At 74.6% G+C, this 17,425-nt stretch carries 15 protein-coding genes; 10 read left to right on the forward strand and 5 right to left on the reverse strand.

The window, feature by feature from the left end; translation table 11 throughout:
• The first annotated feature begins 238 nt into the window (after positions 1 to 238).
• The 10 genes from C8E97_RS22395 to C8E97_RS22445 all read left to right on the forward strand — a co-directional run bounded on the left by C8E97_RS22395 (position 239) and on the right by C8E97_RS22445 (position 12,047).
• Positions 239 to 952 carry an ABC transporter ATP-binding protein gene (locus tag C8E97_RS22395; protein WP_121012127.1) on the forward strand — a complete coding sequence of 238 codons (714 nt, stop codon included), beginning with the start codon at positions 239 to 241 and terminating at the stop codon, positions 950 to 952.
• A gap of 1 nt (position 953) precedes the next feature.
• Positions 954 to 2,690: a branched-chain amino acid ABC transporter ATP-binding protein/permease gene (locus C8E97_RS22400; protein WP_121007465.1), complete on the forward strand. Its 1,737-nt coding sequence runs from the start codon at positions 954 to 956 to the stop codon at positions 2,688 to 2,690.
• 28 nt (positions 2,691 to 2,718) lie between these two features.
• Positions 2,719 to 3,885: an ABC transporter substrate-binding protein gene (locus C8E97_RS22405; RefSeq protein ID WP_246019075.1), complete on the forward strand. Its 1,167-nt coding sequence runs from the start codon at positions 2,719 to 2,721 to the stop codon at positions 3,883 to 3,885.
• A 12-nt stretch (positions 3,886 to 3,897) separates the two neighbouring features.
• Positions 3,898 to 4,764: a branched-chain amino acid ABC transporter permease gene (locus C8E97_RS22410; RefSeq protein ID WP_121007466.1), complete on the forward strand. Its 867-nt coding sequence runs from the start codon at positions 3,898 to 3,900 to the stop codon at positions 4,762 to 4,764.
• Positions 4,765 to 5,082: 318 nt separating this feature from the next.
• Entirely contained in the window at positions 5,083 to 6,225 is a 1,143-nt protein-coding gene (locus C8E97_RS22420) for a zinc-binding dehydrogenase (RefSeq protein WP_121007468.1), read from the forward strand.
• A gap of 11 nt (positions 6,226 to 6,236) precedes the next feature.
• Positions 6,237 to 6,728, forward strand: coding sequence for a methyltransferase family protein (locus C8E97_RS22425; RefSeq protein WP_121007469.1), 492 nt, complete (start codon positions 6,237 to 6,239; stop codon positions 6,726 to 6,728).
• On the forward strand, positions 6,728 to 7,456 hold the full coding sequence (locus C8E97_RS22430; RefSeq protein WP_121012133.1) for an SDR family NAD(P)-dependent oxidoreductase: 729 nt from the start codon (positions 6,728 to 6,730) through the stop codon (positions 7,454 to 7,456). Before C8E97_RS22425 ends, C8E97_RS22430 begins: the two co-directional genes overlap by 1 nt.
• Before the next feature lies 1 nt (position 7,457).
• A complete protein-coding gene (locus tag C8E97_RS22435) occupies positions 7,458 to 9,521 on the forward strand; it encodes a N,N-dimethylformamidase beta subunit family domain-containing protein (protein WP_121007470.1) in 2,064 nt (687 codons plus the stop codon).
• On the forward strand, positions 9,505 to 10,452 hold the full coding sequence (locus C8E97_RS22440; protein WP_121007471.1) for an alpha/beta hydrolase: 948 nt from the start codon (positions 9,505 to 9,507) through the stop codon (positions 10,450 to 10,452). Before C8E97_RS22435 ends, C8E97_RS22440 begins: the two co-directional genes overlap by 17 nt.
• A 566-nt stretch (positions 10,453 to 11,018) precedes the next feature.
• Positions 11,019 to 12,047, forward strand: a complete 1,029-nt coding sequence (locus C8E97_RS22445; protein WP_121007472.1) for a LuxR C-terminal-related transcriptional regulator — start codon at positions 11,019 to 11,021, stop codon at positions 12,045 to 12,047.
• A gap of 79 nt (positions 12,048 to 12,126) precedes the next feature.
• Here C8E97_RS22445 and C8E97_RS22450 read toward each other — a convergent pair whose 3' ends face one another.
• The 5 genes from C8E97_RS22450 to C8E97_RS22470 all read right to left on the reverse strand — a co-directional run bounded on the left by C8E97_RS22450 (position 12,127) and on the right by C8E97_RS22470 (position 17,282).
• Positions 12,127 to 12,642, reverse strand: a complete 516-nt coding sequence (locus C8E97_RS22450; protein ID WP_121007473.1) for a hypothetical protein — start codon at positions 12,640 to 12,642, stop codon at positions 12,127 to 12,129.
• Positions 12,642 to 13,898, reverse strand: coding sequence for a hypothetical protein (locus C8E97_RS22455; RefSeq protein ID WP_121007474.1), 1,257 nt, complete (start codon positions 13,896 to 13,898; stop codon positions 12,642 to 12,644). Before C8E97_RS22455 ends, C8E97_RS22450 begins: the two co-directional genes overlap by 1 nt.
• Positions 13,895 to 14,209, reverse strand: coding sequence for a hypothetical protein (locus tag C8E97_RS22460; protein ID WP_121007475.1), 315 nt, complete (start codon positions 14,207 to 14,209; stop codon positions 13,895 to 13,897). The genes C8E97_RS22455 and C8E97_RS22460 overlap by 4 nt, the downstream gene beginning before the upstream one ends.
• Before the next feature lie 530 nt (positions 14,210 to 14,739).
• Positions 14,740 to 16,164 (reverse strand): aldehyde dehydrogenase family protein, encoded by a 1,425-nt coding sequence (locus C8E97_RS22465; protein ID WP_121007476.1) that lies wholly within the window; start codon positions 16,162 to 16,164, stop codon positions 14,740 to 14,742.
• Between the two features lie 152 nt (positions 16,165 to 16,316).
• Positions 16,317 to 17,282, reverse strand: a complete 966-nt coding sequence (locus tag C8E97_RS22470) for an AraC-like ligand-binding domain-containing protein (protein WP_121007477.1) — start codon at positions 17,280 to 17,282, stop codon at positions 16,317 to 16,319.
• Between the last annotated feature and the right edge of the window lie 143 nt (positions 17,283 to 17,425).

Genomic DNA, 17,425 nt, shown 5'->3' on the forward strand with positions numbered 1-17,425 from the left:
TACACCGGGGGCGCGCGACCATTGCGCGGGCACTTTCCCGTGAATCGTCCACATGATCGGCCCTGACCGGCCGAAAAGCGCCTCCGCGGCGCGCCGGCGACACGCCGCGCGGGCGGTGCCGGAACACCGCTCATCTTTTCTGAACAGGTACTTCAGTATTTTTACGGACCGGTGAACCACCCGGTCGGTACCACTCTTGCCCAACCACCCCGGAAGTGTCGACAGGACGGTGGAACCGGTGAGCGTGCTGTCCGTTGAGGACGTGTCGGTGGACAGGTCCGGACTGCCCATCGTGCGCGGCGTGTCGCTGCGGGTCGACGAGGGTTCGGTGACCGCCCTGCTCGGCGCGAACGGCGCGGGCAAGACCACCCTGCTGGAGGGCGTCTCCGGCGCCCTGCCGGTGTCCTCGGGCGCGATCACGCTCGCCGGCGAGCGGGTCGAGCGGCTGCGGGCCTGGCGGCGAGCGCGGGCCGGCCTCGCGCACGTCGAGCAGAACCGGACCGTCTTCCGGGAGATGTCCACGCTGGACAACCTGCGCGCCGCCTGCCGGCGCGGTGACACGCCCGACCGCGTGTTCGAGCTGTTCCCCGAGCTGCGCAAGCAGGTGGCCGCGCCCGCCGGGCTGCTCTCCGGCGGCGAGCAGCAGATGCTCGTGGTGGGCCGCGCCCTGCTCGGCAGGCCGAAGGTGCTGCTCATCGACGAGATGTCGCTGGGCCTCGCGCCGATCGTGGTGGCCCGGCTGGCCGCCGCCGTGCGGGCCCTCGCCGACGACGGCGTGGGCGTGCTGCTGGTCGAGCAGTTCGCCACCCTGGCCCTCGGCCTCGCCGACCGGGCCTACGTCATGGCCCGCGGCCGGATCGTGTTCTCCGGCGACGGCGGCGGGCTGCGCGGCGACGAGGACCTGCTCCGGTCGCTCTACCTGGGCGACACGCCCTCCGAGACCGGAGTCTGAAGTGGACATCCTGCGTCGCGGGCCGCACCCGGTGGTGCTCGGCCTCCTGCTCGCCGCCGCCGTCGCCGCCCTGGTCGCCGGGTTCGCGAACAGCAACTACACCTTCATGCTCACCGGCGCGGCCGTCAGCACGGTGTTCATGCAGAGCTACGGCCTCATCACCGGCCGGGCGGGCGTGATCTCCCTGTGCCAGCTCAGCTTCGCCGGCATCGGGGCGTGGGTGGTCGGCTGGGCCAACGTGGCCGGCGTGCCCGGCGGGTTCACCGCGTGGCTGCTGCTCGGCGGCCTGGCCGCCACGGTCGCCGGCGTGCTGGTCGGCCTGCCCGCGCTGCGGCTGCGCGGGGTCAACCTGGCGGTCGCGACGTTCGCCTTCGCCATCGCGCTCGACGTGGTGCTCACCGGCATCCCGTTCCCCGGCCAGGGCAACTACCGGCTGGTCGAGCGGCCGGCGGGCTTCACCACCGACAGCGGGTACTTCGTGTTCACCGTCGTCGTCGTCACGGTGATCTTCCTCGGCCTGCGGCACCTGGACCGCACGCGGGCCGGTGGCGCGCTGGTCGAGATCCGCCACTCCGAGCGGGCCGCCGCCGCGCACGGTATCAGCGTGGCGCGGGGCAAGCTGACCGCGTTCGCGCTCAGCGCGTTCGTCGCGGGTGTCGGCGGCGGGCTGATGGCGGGCCAGCTCGGCGTCGTCACGGCGGGCAACTTCGCGGCCTTCGCGTCCGTGTCGCTCTTCGCGATCGCCCTGTTCGTCGGCACCAACAACGTCGAGGGCGCGATCGCGGGCGGCCTGATGGGCGCGGTCTTCCCCTCGGTCCTGGACGCCCTGGGCGTGCCGCAGGACCTCGCCGCGCTGTTCTTCGCCGTCGGCGCGGTGCAGGTGCTGCGCCTGGGCGGCAGCCAGACCGACCTGCTGCGGTCGCGGCGCAGGCGGCGGAAGGCCGCCGAGCGGGGCTCGCTGCCGATACCGCACGCCAACCCCAAGCCGCTCGTGCCGATCCGGCTGCGCGCGCCGCGCGACACCGCCGACGCCACGCCCGCCCTGGAGGTGCGCGACCTGACGGTGCGGTTCGGCGCGCTGACCGCCAACGACGGCGTCTCGCTGGTCGTGCCCAAGGGCCACGTGGTCGGCCTGGTCGGCCCGAACGGCGCGGGCAAGTCCACCCTGATCAACACCGTCACCGGGTTCACCGACCACTACACCGGCCGGGTGCTGCTCAACGGCGAGCCGGTGGACGGCCTGCCCGCGCACCGCCGCGCCCGGCTTGGCCTGCGCCGCAGCTTCCAGCAGCTGCGGGTGCCCGAGCAGCTCACCGTCGGCATGTTCCTCCAGGTCGCGGCGGGCCGGACGCTGCCGGCCGAGGAGGTCGACGAGCAGCTCGCGCTGTTCGAGTGCCCGGCCGCGGACGTGCCGATCGACACCGTCGACGTCGCCACCCGCCGCCTGCTGGAGGTCGCGGGCCTGGTCGCCGGCCGCCCGCCGGTGCTGCTGCTCGACGAGCCCGCCGCGGGCCACTCCGGCGCGGAGACCGAGCTGCTGCAACGACGGCTGTCGGAGGTCCCCGAGCGGTTCGACACCGCCGTCCTGCTGGTGGAGCACGACATCGAGCTGGTCCGCTCCACGTGCGACTCCGTCGTCGTCCTCGACTTCGGGCGCGTCATCGCCGCCGGCCCACCCGACGAGGTGCTGGCCGACCCGGCGGTGATCGCCGCCTACCTGGGTTCCGCAGCCCACTGAAACACCCCATCCCCCGAAGGGACGCATTGTGATCAGGAAGCACCTCAGGGCGGGCGCCGCGCTCGCCGCCGCCGCGCTCACGGCCTCCGCCGTCGTGGGCTGCGGCAGCGGCGGCGACGACACCATCAAGATCGGTGCCGTGGCCGGTCTCACCGGCCAGTTCATCACCGCCGAGGTGGCCAAGACCGCCCAACGCGTGTTCGACGACGCCAACGAGGCGGGCGGCGTCAACGGCAAGAAGATCGAGTACATCGTCAAGGACGACGCGGGCAACCCGCAGCGCACCGCCCAGGTCGCCCGCGAGCTGGCGGACGCGGGCGTGGTCGCGATGGCGGGCTCCGCCAGCTTCACCGACTGCGACGTCAACGACGCGTTCTACCGGCAGCAGAAGATCAGCTCGGTGATGGCGGTCGCCGCCACCCCGAAGTGCTTCCAGAGCCCCAGCATCGCACCGGTCAACGTCGGGCCGTTCACGCTGATGACCGCCGTGCTGCTGCACGCGACGCAGAAGCTGAACGACAAGAACGTCTGCAACTTCAGCTCCCTGCTGCCCGGCAACGAGGAGGCGGTCAAGGAGGCGCTGGCGCGCTGGGAGCGGCTCAGCGGCCAGAAGCTCAAGGTCAACGACCTGACCGTGCCGCAGAGCGGCGACCTCACGCCGTACCTGCTCAAGGCCAAGCAGGCGGGCTGCGACGCCATCCTGTTCAACCCGGCCGAGTCGCTGGTCGTGCCGTGGCTACAGGCCGCGAAGACCCAGGGCATGGACGACGTGGACTTCCTGCTGCTCGCGCCCGCCTACACCGACAGCGTGGCGAAGGCCGTCGGCGGTCTCGGCCTGAACGTCTACGCGGGCAGCGAGTTCGAGCCGTTCACCGCGGAGAGCCTGGCCAACAAGGGCTGGCGCGACACCGTGTCCCGCGCGGGCGCGCAGGCCACCGCGTTCTCCCAGGGCGGCTACCTGTCCGCGAAGTTCCTGGTCGAGGTGCTCAAGACCATCGACGGCGACGTCACCCGCGACTCGGTCAACGCCGCGCTCCGGGACATGACGCCGATCGAGGACCCGATGCTGGGCACGCCGTGGGAGTTCGGCCCCGGCCAGACCCACGCGCCGAACCAGGGCTCCAAGATCGTCCGGCTCACCGGCCTGCGGTGGGTCGTGGTCGACGACACCTTCGTCACCGTGCCCGACGCCTGACCGGAGGCCGCTGTGCTGCAACTGTCCGCGGCCATCGCGGGACTGGTCACCGGCGGGGCCTACGCCCTGATGGGGCTGTCCACCCTGCTCACCTACCGGCTCGTCGCGGTCGTCAACTTCGCGCAGGCCGCCGTCGGCGCGTTCGGCGCGTTCGCGATGGTCGTGCTGCACGACGCGGGCCTGCCGCTGTTCCCGGCCGTCCTGTGCGGCCTGGTCGTGGGCGCCGGGGTGCACATGGGGCTCGGTGCGGTGATGGTGCGCTGGTTCGCGGAGGCGAGCGAGGGCGTGAAGGCCGCGGTGACCATCGCGGCCTTCACCGGGCTCGTCGCCGTGGGGTTGCGGCTGTTCGGGGCACAGCACCCGCACCGGTTCCCCAGCCCGTTCGACAGCCCGGCCGTCACGGTGGGCGGCGTCGTGGTGACCTGGACCGCGGTGGTCACGATGGCCCTCGCGGTGCTGTTCGCGGTGTTGCCCACCATGCTGCTCAAGCGGACCCGCGTCGGCCTGCTGCTGCGTGCGCTGGCGGAGCGGCCGACCACCGCCGAGCTGATCGGCGTGCGGGTGCCGCGACTGTCGCTGGTCGTGTGGGGCACGGCCGGCGCGGCCAGCGCCCTGGCGATCATGATCGTCGCGCCGCAGCTGGCCGGCGACTTCGGCTCGCAGGCCCTGCTGATCACGCCGGCGCTGGCCGCCGCGCTGGTCGGCGGGTTCCGCAGCTTCGCCTGGACGTTCGTCGGCGGTGTCGCCCTCGGGGTGCTCCAGGGGCTCGCCAGCACCGTCGTCGCGCTCCAGCAGTACCGCGGTGTCCTGCCGTTCCTGGTGATCCTCGTCGTCCTGCTGTGGACGCGCCGCCGGGACCGCTGGGACTCGATGGCCTGATCGGATATCGCAAAGGGGATGCCCACCATGTGCCACGCTCGGGACTCGCGCCCGCCGGCGCCGTCGGCCACCACCGGCGGAGCCGCCGGAGGGGTCGCGCCGAGGCCGACCCGCTCCTCCGGGCCCCGTACCCACCGGACGGGGTGCCGGGCCCACCCGGCCGGCCGCTCCGGGTCGTGCGCCGACCCGGCCCGCCCGACCCGGTCCCGCACCCGCCCGACCGGCCCGACCGGGCTCCGCGCCCACTCGACCGGCTCCACCGGGCTCCGCGCCAACCCGGCCGACGTCGACGCCGGCCTGCACGACCGGGGGGCGTAGATGCGCCCCACCGTGCCGCGCCCCACCGCGACGCACCCCGCCGTGACCCGCGCGGCGGTGCTGCGGGACTTCAACGCGCCGCTGGAGCTGACCGAGGTGCCGCTGCCGCGCGAGCTGCCGCCCGGCTCGGCGATCGTGCGGATCACCAGCACGACGCTGTGCGGCACCGACGCGCACCTGTGGCGGGGCGTGCTGCCGTTCGTCCGGACCCCGATCATCCTCGGCCACGAGATGGCGGGCGAGGTGGTGGCGCTGGGCGCGCTCTCCGGGCGGGACGCGTTCGGCAAGCCGGTGGAGATCGGCAGCCGCGTCGTGTGGTCGGAGTCGGTGTGCGGGCACTGCCAGGGCTGCACGGTGCTCCGCGAGCCCGTGCTGTGCGACCACCGGGGCTACGGGTTCGGCCAGCGGGCCGACCGCTGGCCCTTCGCCATCGGCGGCCTGTCCGAGTACGCCTACCTGCCGCCGGGCGCGGACCGCATCGTGCTGGACCCCGAGATGCCGGACACGTGGGCGGCGGCGGCCGGCTGCGCGGTGAAGACCGTGGTGCGGGCGTTCGCCAACGCGGGCGGCGTCGAGCCGGGCTCCACGGTGGCCGTGCAGGGCTCCGGGCCGCTGGGCCTGGTGGCCACCGCGATGGCGCGCGCGGCGGGCGCGGGCCGGGTGATCACCCTGGGCGGTCCGCCGAACCGGCTCGCGCTGGCCGCGAAGTACGGCGCGGACGCGACGATCGACGTCACCGACGTGACCGACCCGGACGAGCGGGTCGCGCAGGTCGAGGAGTTGACCGGCGCGCGCGGCGCGGACCTGGTGCTGGACTTCGCGGGCGCCCCGACGGCGAACCGCGAGGGTGTGTTGATGTGCGGCAAGCGCGGCACGCACGTCGTGGTGGGGCTGGCCGGTCCGCAGGCCGCGCCGGTCCCGATGGACGTCGTGATGGGCCGCGAGATCACCGTCGTCGGGTCGCTCAACGGCGACGTGGGCGACCTGGCGCGGGCACTGCGCTTCCTGTCGGCGTTCGCCGGCCGTTTCGAATGGGACGCCCTGTTCTCACCGCCCGTGGGGCTGGCGGGCGCGGAGCAGGCGATCCGTGACATGGCGTCGATGGCCGCCGTCAAGGCGGTCGTCGACCCCGGACTTGACTAGGAGAACACCCGATGACCGACCCCACTCCGCTGGTGGCCGTCACGACCGGATTCGAGGCCACCGAGCAGTTACCGACCGCCGACGGCGGGCTCGGCGTGTTCGCGGCGCTGGGCCTCGGCCCGGCGACCGTGCTGGAGCTCGCCGAGCGCGCGGAGCTGCCGGAGCGCTCCGCCCGCGTCCTCGCCGACGCGTTGGTGGGCCTGGGGCTGCTGGAGCACGTCGACGGCAGGTACCGCAACACACCGGTGTCGGAGGCGTGCCTCGCCCGGCCCGTCCCGCGCACCTGCCGGACGCCGTCCGATGCGCCGGACCACCCGCGCCGCGCGGACGCCGCCCGGCGCGGGCCGACCGTGCCGGACGGGTCCCGCGCGACCGGTGGCCGTGACCGGGCGGCGGGCGGGCAGCCCGCGCGGGCCCTCCCGCCGACCGGCGCCGGCCTGCCGTGCCCGGCGGCCGGACCGCTCGCCGGCGGGCCGCGCCTCGTGATCGCGGAGGCCGTGTGATGGTGGCGCTGGTTACCGGAGGGGCGGGTGGCATCGGCGGCGCGATCGCCGTGGCGCTGGCCGGGCGCGGCCACCGGGTCGCGATCGCGGACGTGGACCCGGTCGGCCTGGCGCGCAACGCCGAGGAGTTCGGCGGGCTCGCCGTGCACATGGACGTGCGCGACCCGGAGTCGGTGCGCACGGGCGTGGCCAAGGCGATCGCCGAGCTGGGCCCGCTCGACGTGCTCGTGCACGCGGCGGGCGTGGTCGGCGGCGCGGCGCCGCTGATGTCGCTGCCGGTGGAGGCGATGGACGCGGTGCTCGCGGTGAACGTGCGCGGCACGTTCCTGGTCACCCAGGCCGTCGGCGAGGCGATGGTCGCCGCCCGGCGCGGCGGCTCGATCGTGCACATCAGCTCGGCGGGCTCGTTGCAGCCGACCGTCGGCCTCGGGCACTACGAGGCGACCAAGGCGGCCATGAACGCGCTGACCCGCTCGGCGGCGCTGGAACTGGCACCGCACGGCATCCGCGTCAACGCGGTCGCGCCCGGCCCGGTGGAAACGCCGCTGACGGCCTCCGCGATGGCCGACCCGGCCGCCCGCGCGCCCTGGGTCGAGCGCATCCCGCTCGGCCGGCTGGCCAACACCGACGACCTGGTGCCGACCGTGCTGCTGCTGGCGTCGCTGGAGGCGCGGCACATCACCGGGACCGTGCTGCCCATCGACGGCGGTCAGCTGCTGAGAGGATGAGATGGCGCCCGTCGACCACACCCGCGCACCCGTCGTGGGCTACACCGACCGGCTCACCGCCCGGCCCGGCGAGCGGATCTCCGTGCACGCCGGCGCGTCCACCCCGGACGCGCGGGTGCGGCTGCTGCGCGTCGACCACGACGGGACCGCGCCCGTGCGCACCCCGGTCGACGTCGCCCTGCCGGACCGGGTCCGCGTGCCGCACCAGGAGTTCCGGCGCGGCTCGTACGGGCTGGTGCCGCGACCGCCGGTGCTGGGCGAGGCGGTGTCGTTCGCGGTGTGGGTGTGGCCGACGGCGCTGCCCGCCGCGCCGGCCGGGTTGGTCAGCCAGGGCGACGCGACGTGCGGTCCGCACGCGGAGCTGGTGCTGCGGCCCGACGGCGCGCCGGAGTTCGCCGCGCGCACCGCGCACGGGTGCGTCCGGGTGGCCGGCCCGCGGCTGCGACTGCGGCGCTGGTACTTCGTGGTCGGCGGGTACAGCCCGGAGTGCGGTGCGCGACTGGAGGTCCGGGCGCGCGACCGCCTCGCCGACGAGGCCGACGTCGTCACCACCGCGCCACCGGCGGGGCGGCTGGTCACCGGCGGCGCGCCGATGCTGTTCGCCGCGCGCCGGGTCGGCGGCGAGGTGGGCGGGCACTTCGACGGCAAGCTGGACGGGCCCACGGTGTTCACCGAGCTGCGCACGCAGCTGGACTGGCTGGTCGCCGACACGCGGTCCGCCTGGCACCTGGGCGCGCGGGCGCACTGGGAGCTGTCGCACGACATCGGCGGCGACGCCCTGCTGGAGCTGGTCGACGGGCGGCACGGCACGCTGCACAACCACCCGCTGCGCGGCGTCACCGGGCACGACTGGACCGGCGACGTGCCGGACCACCGGTTCGCCGACCGGGGCTACGCGGCCGTGCACTTCCACTCCGACGACCTCGCCGACTGCGGCTGGCCGCCGGTGCTGGAGGTCGCGCTGCCCGAGGACCTGCCCAGCGGTTGCTACGCGGTGGAGCTGCGCACCGCGGAGGGCGTGGACCGGCTGCCGTTCTTCGTGCGACCGCGTGCGCCGTCGGCCCGGCTGGCGTTCCTGGTCCCGACGCTGAGCTACCTGGTCCACGCGCTCGAACACGTGCGCCTGCCGCACCGGCCGGAGGACCCGGCGGAGGTCGCCGCGCCGTTCGCCCGCGACAACCTGCTGCACAGCCCGTGCGACCGGCACACCGACGGCAGCGGCGTGGCCACCGCGTCGCTGCGCCGCCCGCTGCTGGGCCTGCGGGACGACCACGTGCTCCGCCACACCGGCGCGCCGCACCAGTACAGCGCGGACCTCCACCTCGTGGGCTGGTTGCGGCGGCAGGGCTTCGCGTTCGACGTGGTCACCGACCACGACCTGCACGCCGACGGCCTCGCCGCGCTGGAGGGCTACCGGGCCGTCGTGACGGGCAGCCGCCCCGAGTGCTGGACGGGCGCGATGCTCGACGCCGCCACCGCGTACCTGCACGGCGGCGGCAGGCTCGGCCACCTCGGCGGCAACGGGGGGTACTGGGTCACCGCCGTGCACCCCCGGCAGCCGCACCTGGTCGAGCTGCGGCGCGGCGGTCCGGGCGCGTGGCCGTGGGAGGCCGAGCCGGGCGAGCTGGTGCTGGCGGCCACCGGCGAACCGGGCGGCCGGTGGCAGGACCGCGGTCGCCCGCCGCACCGGCTGTTCGGCGTCGGCACGACCGCGGCCCGCCGCCCGCACGAGGTGGTCGGCGGCCACCCGGTGCCCGATGGCATCCCGCGCACCCGGCCGCTGGGCGACTTCGGCGCGGGACTCGACGGCGCGGTGCTCGGCGGCGCGGGACTCGACGGCGCGGCGCTCGGCGACGCGGCCTCGTCGGCGACCGACGCCGCCGACCCGACGCTGTTCGCCACCGTCGGCGGTGGCGCGGTGTTCGCGACCGGCTCCACCGGGTGGTGCGGCGCGCTGTCGCACGACGAGGACGACAACGACGTCTCGCGCCTGACCGCCGCCGTCCTGCGGTGGTTCGGCGTGGGACCGGACACGGAGGACACCCCCGATGCCGCTGCACCCTGAAGCCAAGGCGGTGATCGACGCCAGCGACGCCCGCGGCGGGCTGGTGCCGTTCGGCGAGGACTCGCCCGCCCGGATGCGCGCCGCGTTCGCCGAGTCGTGGCAACCGTCGCCGCACCCCGAACCGGTCGACTCGGTCGTCGACCGCACCATCCCCGGACCGGCGGGCGAGATCCCGGTGCGGATCTACACCCCGCACGGCGACGGCCCGTTCCCCGCGCTGGTGTGGTACCACGGCGGCGGCTGGGTGATCGGGTCGTTGGACGAGAACGACACCACCTGCCGGGCGCTGTGCAACGCGGTCGGCACGATCGTGGTGTCGGTGGACTACCGGCTCGCGCCCGAGCACCGCTACCCGGCCGCCGCCGAGGACGCCTACGCCGCCCTCACGTGGGTCGCGTCGCACGGCGGGGAGATCGGCGCGGACGGCCGGATCGCGGTCGGGGGCGAGACCGCGGGCGGCAACCTGGCCGCCGTGGTCTCGCTGATGGCCCGCGACCACGACGGCCCGCCGATCTCGCTGCAACTGCTGGCGACGCCGGTGACCGCGCCGCCGAGCGACCGCCCGTCCTACGTGGACTACGGCCGCGGCCACTTCCTGGACCGCGCGAGCATGGAGTGGTTCTTCGAGCAGTACCCGCGCGACCCGTCGGACCTGGACGACCCCTACCTCGCGCCGCTGGCGGCGTCCCACCTCGGCGGGCTGCCGCCCGCGCTGGTGCTCACCGCCGAGTTCGACCCGCTGCGCGACGAGGGCGAGGAGTACGCGCACCGGCTGCTGGACGCGGGCGTGCCGGTGACGCTGCTCCGCTACGAGGGCCAGATCAACGGGTTCTTCGCGCTGCTGGTCGACCGGCTCAGCATCTCGGCGGAGGCCCACGCGCGGGCGGCGGCGGCCCTGCGGGCGGCGTTCGCGCAGGAGGCGATCCGGTGACCTGCCGCCGGGCGCCGATGCGCTGACACCGAACCGGAGCCTGCGGTCGCGGTCGCGGCACTGCCGGACGCCACGGCACCGGACGCGACAGCACCGGACGCGACAGCACCGGACGCGGCGGCACCGGACGCGGCGATGCCCGGCGCGGCGGGATCGAGCGTGGCGGCTCGGGAAGGTCGCGGGACCAGGCGCGACGCCGCCCGGAACGGCGGGGCCGGGCGCGGCGGCTCGGGGCGCGGCGATTCCAGGCGTGGCGTGATGGTGGTTCGAAGGGTGCGCGGGTAGCGCGATCCCGAACGGGCGCACGCGTTCCGGGTGCGAACGGGTGAGATCGGGATCACCGGCCGGGCCGTCGGACGCGAAGCCGCCGGACCCCGGCCGCCGGCAGGTGTCCGCCGGCCGCCGGTCCGAGCCTGCGGCCGGCCCGCGGACCGGTGGGAGCCCCGCCGATTGGCGACCGCGGCACACGCCTTGACCGGCGGCGCACCCCGGTGTTGGCGGCGGATTTCCTCTATTGCCCGCGTCACGTCACACGCCGTAGGTTGTGCGCCTACCTAGGAGGCGCGATGGACACCACGAAAGTGGCTTCAGCGGTGCGCATCGGCTCCGCCCTGGGCAGCGGTGCCGCCGTGGAGTGGGGCGAGGTCTTCGCCGCCCTGCGGATGGCGCTGCCGGAGATGTGCGCCGTGCAGGTCACCGGGTACGACCCCGTGTCGCGGGGCTTCGTGGTGATGGCCGAGGACGGCTACAACCACTCGATCAGCCAGGAGCTGGCGCACGAGCTGCCGCGCACCCGCTGGGGCGGTCAGCTGTTCGACTCCGCCGTGCCGCTGCTCATGGACGACATGCCGCACAACTTCCGCGACTCGCCGCACTACCAGGAGCGCCTGCGGCCCGCCGGCTTCGAGGACGGGCTGTCGGCGGTGCTGCGCATGGGCGGTCGCGAGCAGGTGGTGGGCGTCTTACACGCCAACGCCTCGGTCCGGGCGGCCTTCGACGAGGAGGCGCGGCGGTTCGTCGGCGAGCTGGGCTCGGTGCTGGCCCGTCGCGTGGACCCGTTGCACTGCCCGTCGTTCGACACGTGGTTCGGTCCGGAGTGGACGGCGAGCTGGCTGGTGCCCGCCGTCGGCCCGGTGGCCGGCCGCTCGCCCGCCGCGCTCGCCGACGACCCGGCCCTGCGGGCGGTGGCGGAGTCCTTCTCGACGCTCGGCGTGCGCACGGTGCCGTTCCTGTGGCCCGCCAAGGACGGTTGGTACCGCGTGCGCCTGCTGCGGGTGGTCGACGGGCCGCGCAACGGCGTCGTGGCGGCCTGCGCGCCGTTCGAGAACCCGTCCGGGCTCACGGCGCGCGAACTGGACATCGCGACCGGCCTGGTGGCCGGCCTGTCCAACCAGGCGATCGCGGAGAGCCTCGTGGTCAGCAGGCGCACCGTCGAGACCTACGTCGAGCGCCTGCTCACCAAGCTCGACTGCCAGTCGCGCGGCGAGGCCGCGGGCATCGCCGCGCGAGCCGGTTTCGTGCGGCCCTCGTCGGACCCCCGCGGCGTCGGCTCCCTGCTCCGCCTGACCCGCGGCGCCGACCCGTACTGGATCTGACCCGCACCGGACCTGACCCGTACCGGACCTCTCCTGCACCGGACCTCTTCTGGGAGCCACCCCACCGCACCGGACGCGCTCAGGTCCCGGTCGCGACCACCACGACCTGCCCGGACCGCTCGTCGAGGAAGGCCGACGCCGTCCACCGCTCGTGCGTGAACGCCCGGTCGAACGCCTCGCCGGTCAGGAACGGACCGGCGGGCACCCGCTCCCGCAGCCCGGCGACCACCTCCGGCGACCTGCCTTGCGCGGTCGGGCCGTGCGCGGCGACCAGCCGCCGCACCTCGTCGGCGGGCAGCGTCACCACGGCGTCGATCCAGTAGGTCGAGGGTCCGGGCGCGTCGCCCCGGCCGTAGGTGCCCGACATCCACCGCGCACCCGTCGCACCCGCCAACGGCGGGAACCGCTTCCGCAGCGGCTCCAGGTCCTCGCGCACCTCGTCCACCCCGGTCTTGGCCGCTCCGACGCCCCCCATCGGCTCCGCTCCCCTCGTCACCAGGCGGTAACCCGCCACGGCGACGAGCACCGCCACCGCCAGCGAGACCGCCGCCGCCACCCCGACCACCCACGGCCGAACCCCGGTCGAACCGCCCACTAGCGCCGCTCCCTCGGGTTGTCCGGCGTCGACCCGCGCTCGCGCTCCCGGCCGCGCGCGTCCACGTCCTGGCCCGGCACGCCCTCGGGCGGGTGCCCCAGCTCCCAGCTGACGGTCCTCGTCAGCGAGCCGTGCGTGTCGAACGGCTTCGCCCAGCCGACCTCGGTGAACCGGCCGTTCTCGTCGTCGCCCACCTCGGTCGCGATGTCGTGCTGGCCGCGGTTGAAGTTGTACCGGTCCTCGGCCTCCACGGTCACCGTCATGGTGACCCGGTTCCCGTCGACCCGCACGTCGCCGTGGCTCCACACCTGGTAGCCGCCGACCGCCTTCTGCCAGTTCTCCGTCCTCGGGTACGGCTCGGCGGTGGACGGCTGACCGGTCATCGGGAAGTCCGTGCGGCCGGATCGGATCAGCTCCTCGGCGGCGTGGGCGGCCCGCGTGATCTCCGCGTCGACGCCCGCGCGGATGCCCGAGTCCTCCCGGTACGCCTTCTCGTAGTCGAACCCGCGTGGCTCGCCGGTGTTCCCCCAGTAGTGCTCGTACATCCGCGTCGCGTCCGGCAACTGGCCCAGCGCCTGCGCCCCGCGCAATTTCGCGAGCCATTCCACCTTGCTCAGGTGGTCTGCCGCCGTCGATTCCGCCGAACCGTAGGAGAAATCCTCGTCGAAACGCACGTGCGGTTCCTCCGGCGGCCCCACCCGGAATCCGCCGTCGGCGGTGCGGGCGCTCGGGTCGGCCGCCGCGAGTCCGGTCGCGCCACCGTCGGACACCTGCGCCGCTTCGGCCTTGGCCAGCGCGGCGGTCAGGCCCCGGTCGATCTCCCGCGCCTCGTCCAGGACGCGGCGCACGCCGTCGGCGAGTTCGGCGGCGACCCGCGCCCGGCCCTCGGCGTCGGGGTCGTCGGGCGCCTCGTCCCGCACGGCGCCGGCCGCGTCGATGCCGAACCGGTTCGCGCGCGCGGTCGACTCGGTGTCCTCCACCAGCCGGATCAGCGCCGACACGGCGTCGGCCGCCTCGTACAGCGCGCGCTGCACCGAACCCGCCTCGGCCACCAGGTGCTCGGCCCGGTCCTTGACCGCGGCGAGCGCGCCACGCGCGGCCGTGGCGCTCCCGCCGTGCCACAGCAGCGGCCCGAACGCGCCGTCCAGCTCGTCCTGGAGCCCGATGAGCTGGTCCTTCCGGCTCCGGATGACCTCGGCCGCGTCCTCCAGCGCCTCGGCGTCCCACCGGCGGACCTCGTCGTAGGACGCCGTCACCCGGCACCGCCGAAGAACCCGCCCAGCAGGGAGAAGTCCCGCGCCGCCGCCGCCTCGTCGGTGGCGTACCGGTCGGCGGAGGCGGACAGGCCCGCGGCGAACGCGGCGACCTCGGCCGACCAGGCGGCCAGCCGCCGGTCCCACGCGTCCGCGAGCTTCGGCGCGGTCGCGGCGGCCTCCGAACCGGGCAGCGCGCCGGGCACGCCCCGCGGTGCGTCGCCCAGCCCGATCCGCCCGGCCTGCTCACCGGCGGACGCCGCCGCCGCGGCGGCCTTCCGCAAGCCCGCCAGGTCGACCTCGTAACCGCCCACAGCCCCTCCGCCACCCCGTCGGGAATTCGGAGAATAACCGGCCGCCGGGCAACGGAAACCGCCAATCCGGCGGAGACCACTCGAATGGCTGGATATTCCATCCAGCCACGCCATTCCGGATTTGTCGGAATACGCGCCGTGGACGCCACGGGTAACGGAATCGGCGGAAGCGCATATCCCGACCGGCGCCGAACGCCGTCGTCGACGAACACCTCGCCGGGCATGATGACGCACCCGAGGACGAGGACGACCGGCTGGAAGACCCACGACAAGGTCCGACCGACCCCGCTCCCGGCCGGGTCGAGCGAAGCCGGCGCCGCCAAGCACAGGTCGATGACGACCCCGTCACCGCGTCCGGCCAAGACCTCGAAACCGGTCTCCGGACGATCCTCGACGGCCTTCAGGCCCAACTGCCCGCTCGACCGCAGGTTCGGGCTCCTCCGCCGCGAACCCGTCCCGCCACCCGACGGCGACGGGACGGATTCGCGTACGGCGTCCCGGCACCGGCCGGGACGCGCGCGTCGGACGGCTCAGCCGTGGTGCATCCAGACACCCTTGATCTCGGTGTACGCGTCGATCGCGTACGGGCCCATCTCGCGGCCCCAGCCGCTGGACCGGAAACCGCCCCACGGCGCGGCGGCGTCCGGCACGCACGGCATGTTCACGAACACCGCGCCGGCCCGGATGCCGTCCGCCAGGCGGTGCGCCGTGCGGAGGTCGTTGCTCCACACCGACGCCGCCAGGCCGTACGGCGAGTCGTTGACGCGGCTCAGCAGCTCGTCCTCGTCGTCGTAGTCCAGCACCGCCAGCACCGGCCCGAAGACCTCTTCCCGCGCGATGGTCATGCGGTCCTGGACGGCGCCGAACACGGTCGGCCGGTAGAAGTGGCCGGGGCCGTCGGCGGGCGCGCCGCCGGTCAGCAGGTCCGCGCCCTCGGCGACCGCGCCGCGCACGAAGCCGTCCACGCGCTCGCGGTGCTCGGCGCTCACCAGCGGGCCGAGGTCGGTGTCCGGGTGCAGGCCCGCGCCCAGGCGCAGCCCGGAGACGGCGGTGGACAGCTTGGTGGCGAACTCGTCCTGCCGCGCCTTGTCGACGTACAGCCGGGCGTAGGCCGCGCACACCTGGCCGCTGTTGAGCAGGCCGCCCGCGACGGTGCCCTGCACGGCCGCGTCGATGTCGGCGTCCCGCGCGATGACGGTCGGCGTCTTGCCGCCCAGCTCCAGCGTCACCCGCTTGAGGTCCGCCGCCGACGCCGCCACGATGTCGCGGCCCACCGACGTCGAGCCCGTGAACGACACCTTGTCCACGCCGGGGTGGCGGACCAGGGCCTTGCCGGTCTCCGGGCCGCCGGTCACCAGGTTGACCACGCCGGGCGGGAAACCCGCCTCGACGCACAGCTCGACCAGGCGCACGGTGGTCAGCGGCGTCTGCTCGGCGGGCTTGATGACCGTGGTGTTGCCGCACGCCAGGGCGGGCGCCAGCTTCCACGCCATGATCATGAGCGGGAAGTTCCACGGCGCGATGAGCGCGCACACGCCGACCGGCACGCGCCGGTCGAACTGGAGCGTGTTCGGGAACGACACCGAGCGCACCGCGCCGTCCAGCTTGGTGGCCCACCCGGCGAAGTACCGGAAGTGCTCCGCCGTGCCGGTCACGGTGACCGCCCGCGCCACGCCCAGCGGCTGGCCCTGGTCGCGCGTCTCCAGCTCGGCGAGCTTCTCGGCGTCGGCCTCGATCAGGTCGGCCAGCCGCCACAGCAGCGCCGCGCGCTCGGTGGCCGGGGTCGCCGCCCAGCCCGGCAGGGCCTCGCGGGCGGCGGTCACGGCGGCGTCCACGTCGGACGCGCTCGCGTCGGCGCACACCGCGAGCGGCTCGTCCGTGGCGGGGTCGGTGGTGGTGAACTCCCCGGCTCCGGCGGTCCACTGTCCGCCGATGTAAAGATTTGTCGCGCGCATGTCGACTCCCTCCACTGACTGATCGCGGGTCAGTGTGGGCCGCCGGACGACCCGGAAGCTTGGCTGCGGGCGCACGGCGTTTGACCGTCAGCGCGTCCGCTGCGCCGCTGTCAACCCGCCCGGCGCACGGTCGAACCCACCCGGCGCGCGGCTCAACCCGCCCGGTGCTGGACGCTGCGCCGCCGGTACTCCGACGGGGACAGGCCGTACTCCGTCTTGAACGCCCGGCTCAGGTAGGAGGCGTCGACCAGGCCCCACCGCGCGCCGATGACGCCGATCGCGAGCTGGTTCTTGCCGGGGTCGGCGAGGTCCTGCCCGCAGCGCTCCAGCCTGCGGTGCCTGATCCAGCCGGACACCGTCGTCCCCGCCTCGCTGAACAGCTTGTGCAGGTACCGCGTGGAGATGTGGTGCGCCGCCGCGATGTCGCCGGGTGACAGCTCCGGGTCCTCCAGGTGCGCCTCGACGTACGACTTGATCTTCACCAGCATCGCCGCGCGGGACGTCTCGGCGGGCACGTCGGTGTAGTCCACCTGGTCGGCCAGCGCGGTGCCGAGCAGGTCGACCACGTTGCGCGCCAACCGGACGCTGCCGTGCACCTGCGGGTCGTCGATGTTGCGCGCGAGCTGCACGAGCGTCGTGCTGACGATCCCGCTCACGCCCTGCCCGCCCGCGAACCGGACCGCGGTCAGCTGCTCGACCTGCCCGGACGGCAGGCACAGCATGGACCGGGGGAACATCAGCACCAGGGTGGACGACACGTCGTCGAAGGCCAGCGCGTACGGCCGGGTGGTGTCGTAGATGGCGAAGTCGCCGGGGCGCAGCGCCGCCTGCCTGCCGTCCTGGCTGAGCTTGGCGGAGCCGTGCAGCTGGAGCGAGAGCTTGTAGTAGTCCGGCGCGGCGCGGGAGATCGCGCGCGCCGTCCGTCGCACGGTGTGCGCGTCCGCCGACGCCTCGTACACGGAGATGCTGCCGAGGTTCTGACCGCGCAACCGGCCGCGGAACGCCGAGTGCTCGCCGGTGGTGGCCTCCAGGGGCACGAAGGTCTGCGACACGGCCGACTGCCAGAGGTCGAACTGCTGCGTCGCGGGCACACCGGCGGTGGTCAGCACGTAGGACATCGTCGCCCTCCTGGACCTGCGCTGGGACGGTGGTCGGGTTCACACCGTGGCTCGGGTAACACTGGGTGACAGGGACAGTCGTCCGCCATCGCCCGTTCGTCAAGAGTTCGTTGCAGAGTCGTGAATGGGGTCACCAGCCGGTG

It is taken from the genome of Saccharothrix australiensis (assembly GCF_003634935.1).
GTDB lineage: Bacteria > Actinomycetota > Actinomycetes > Mycobacteriales > Pseudonocardiaceae > Actinosynnema > Actinosynnema australiense.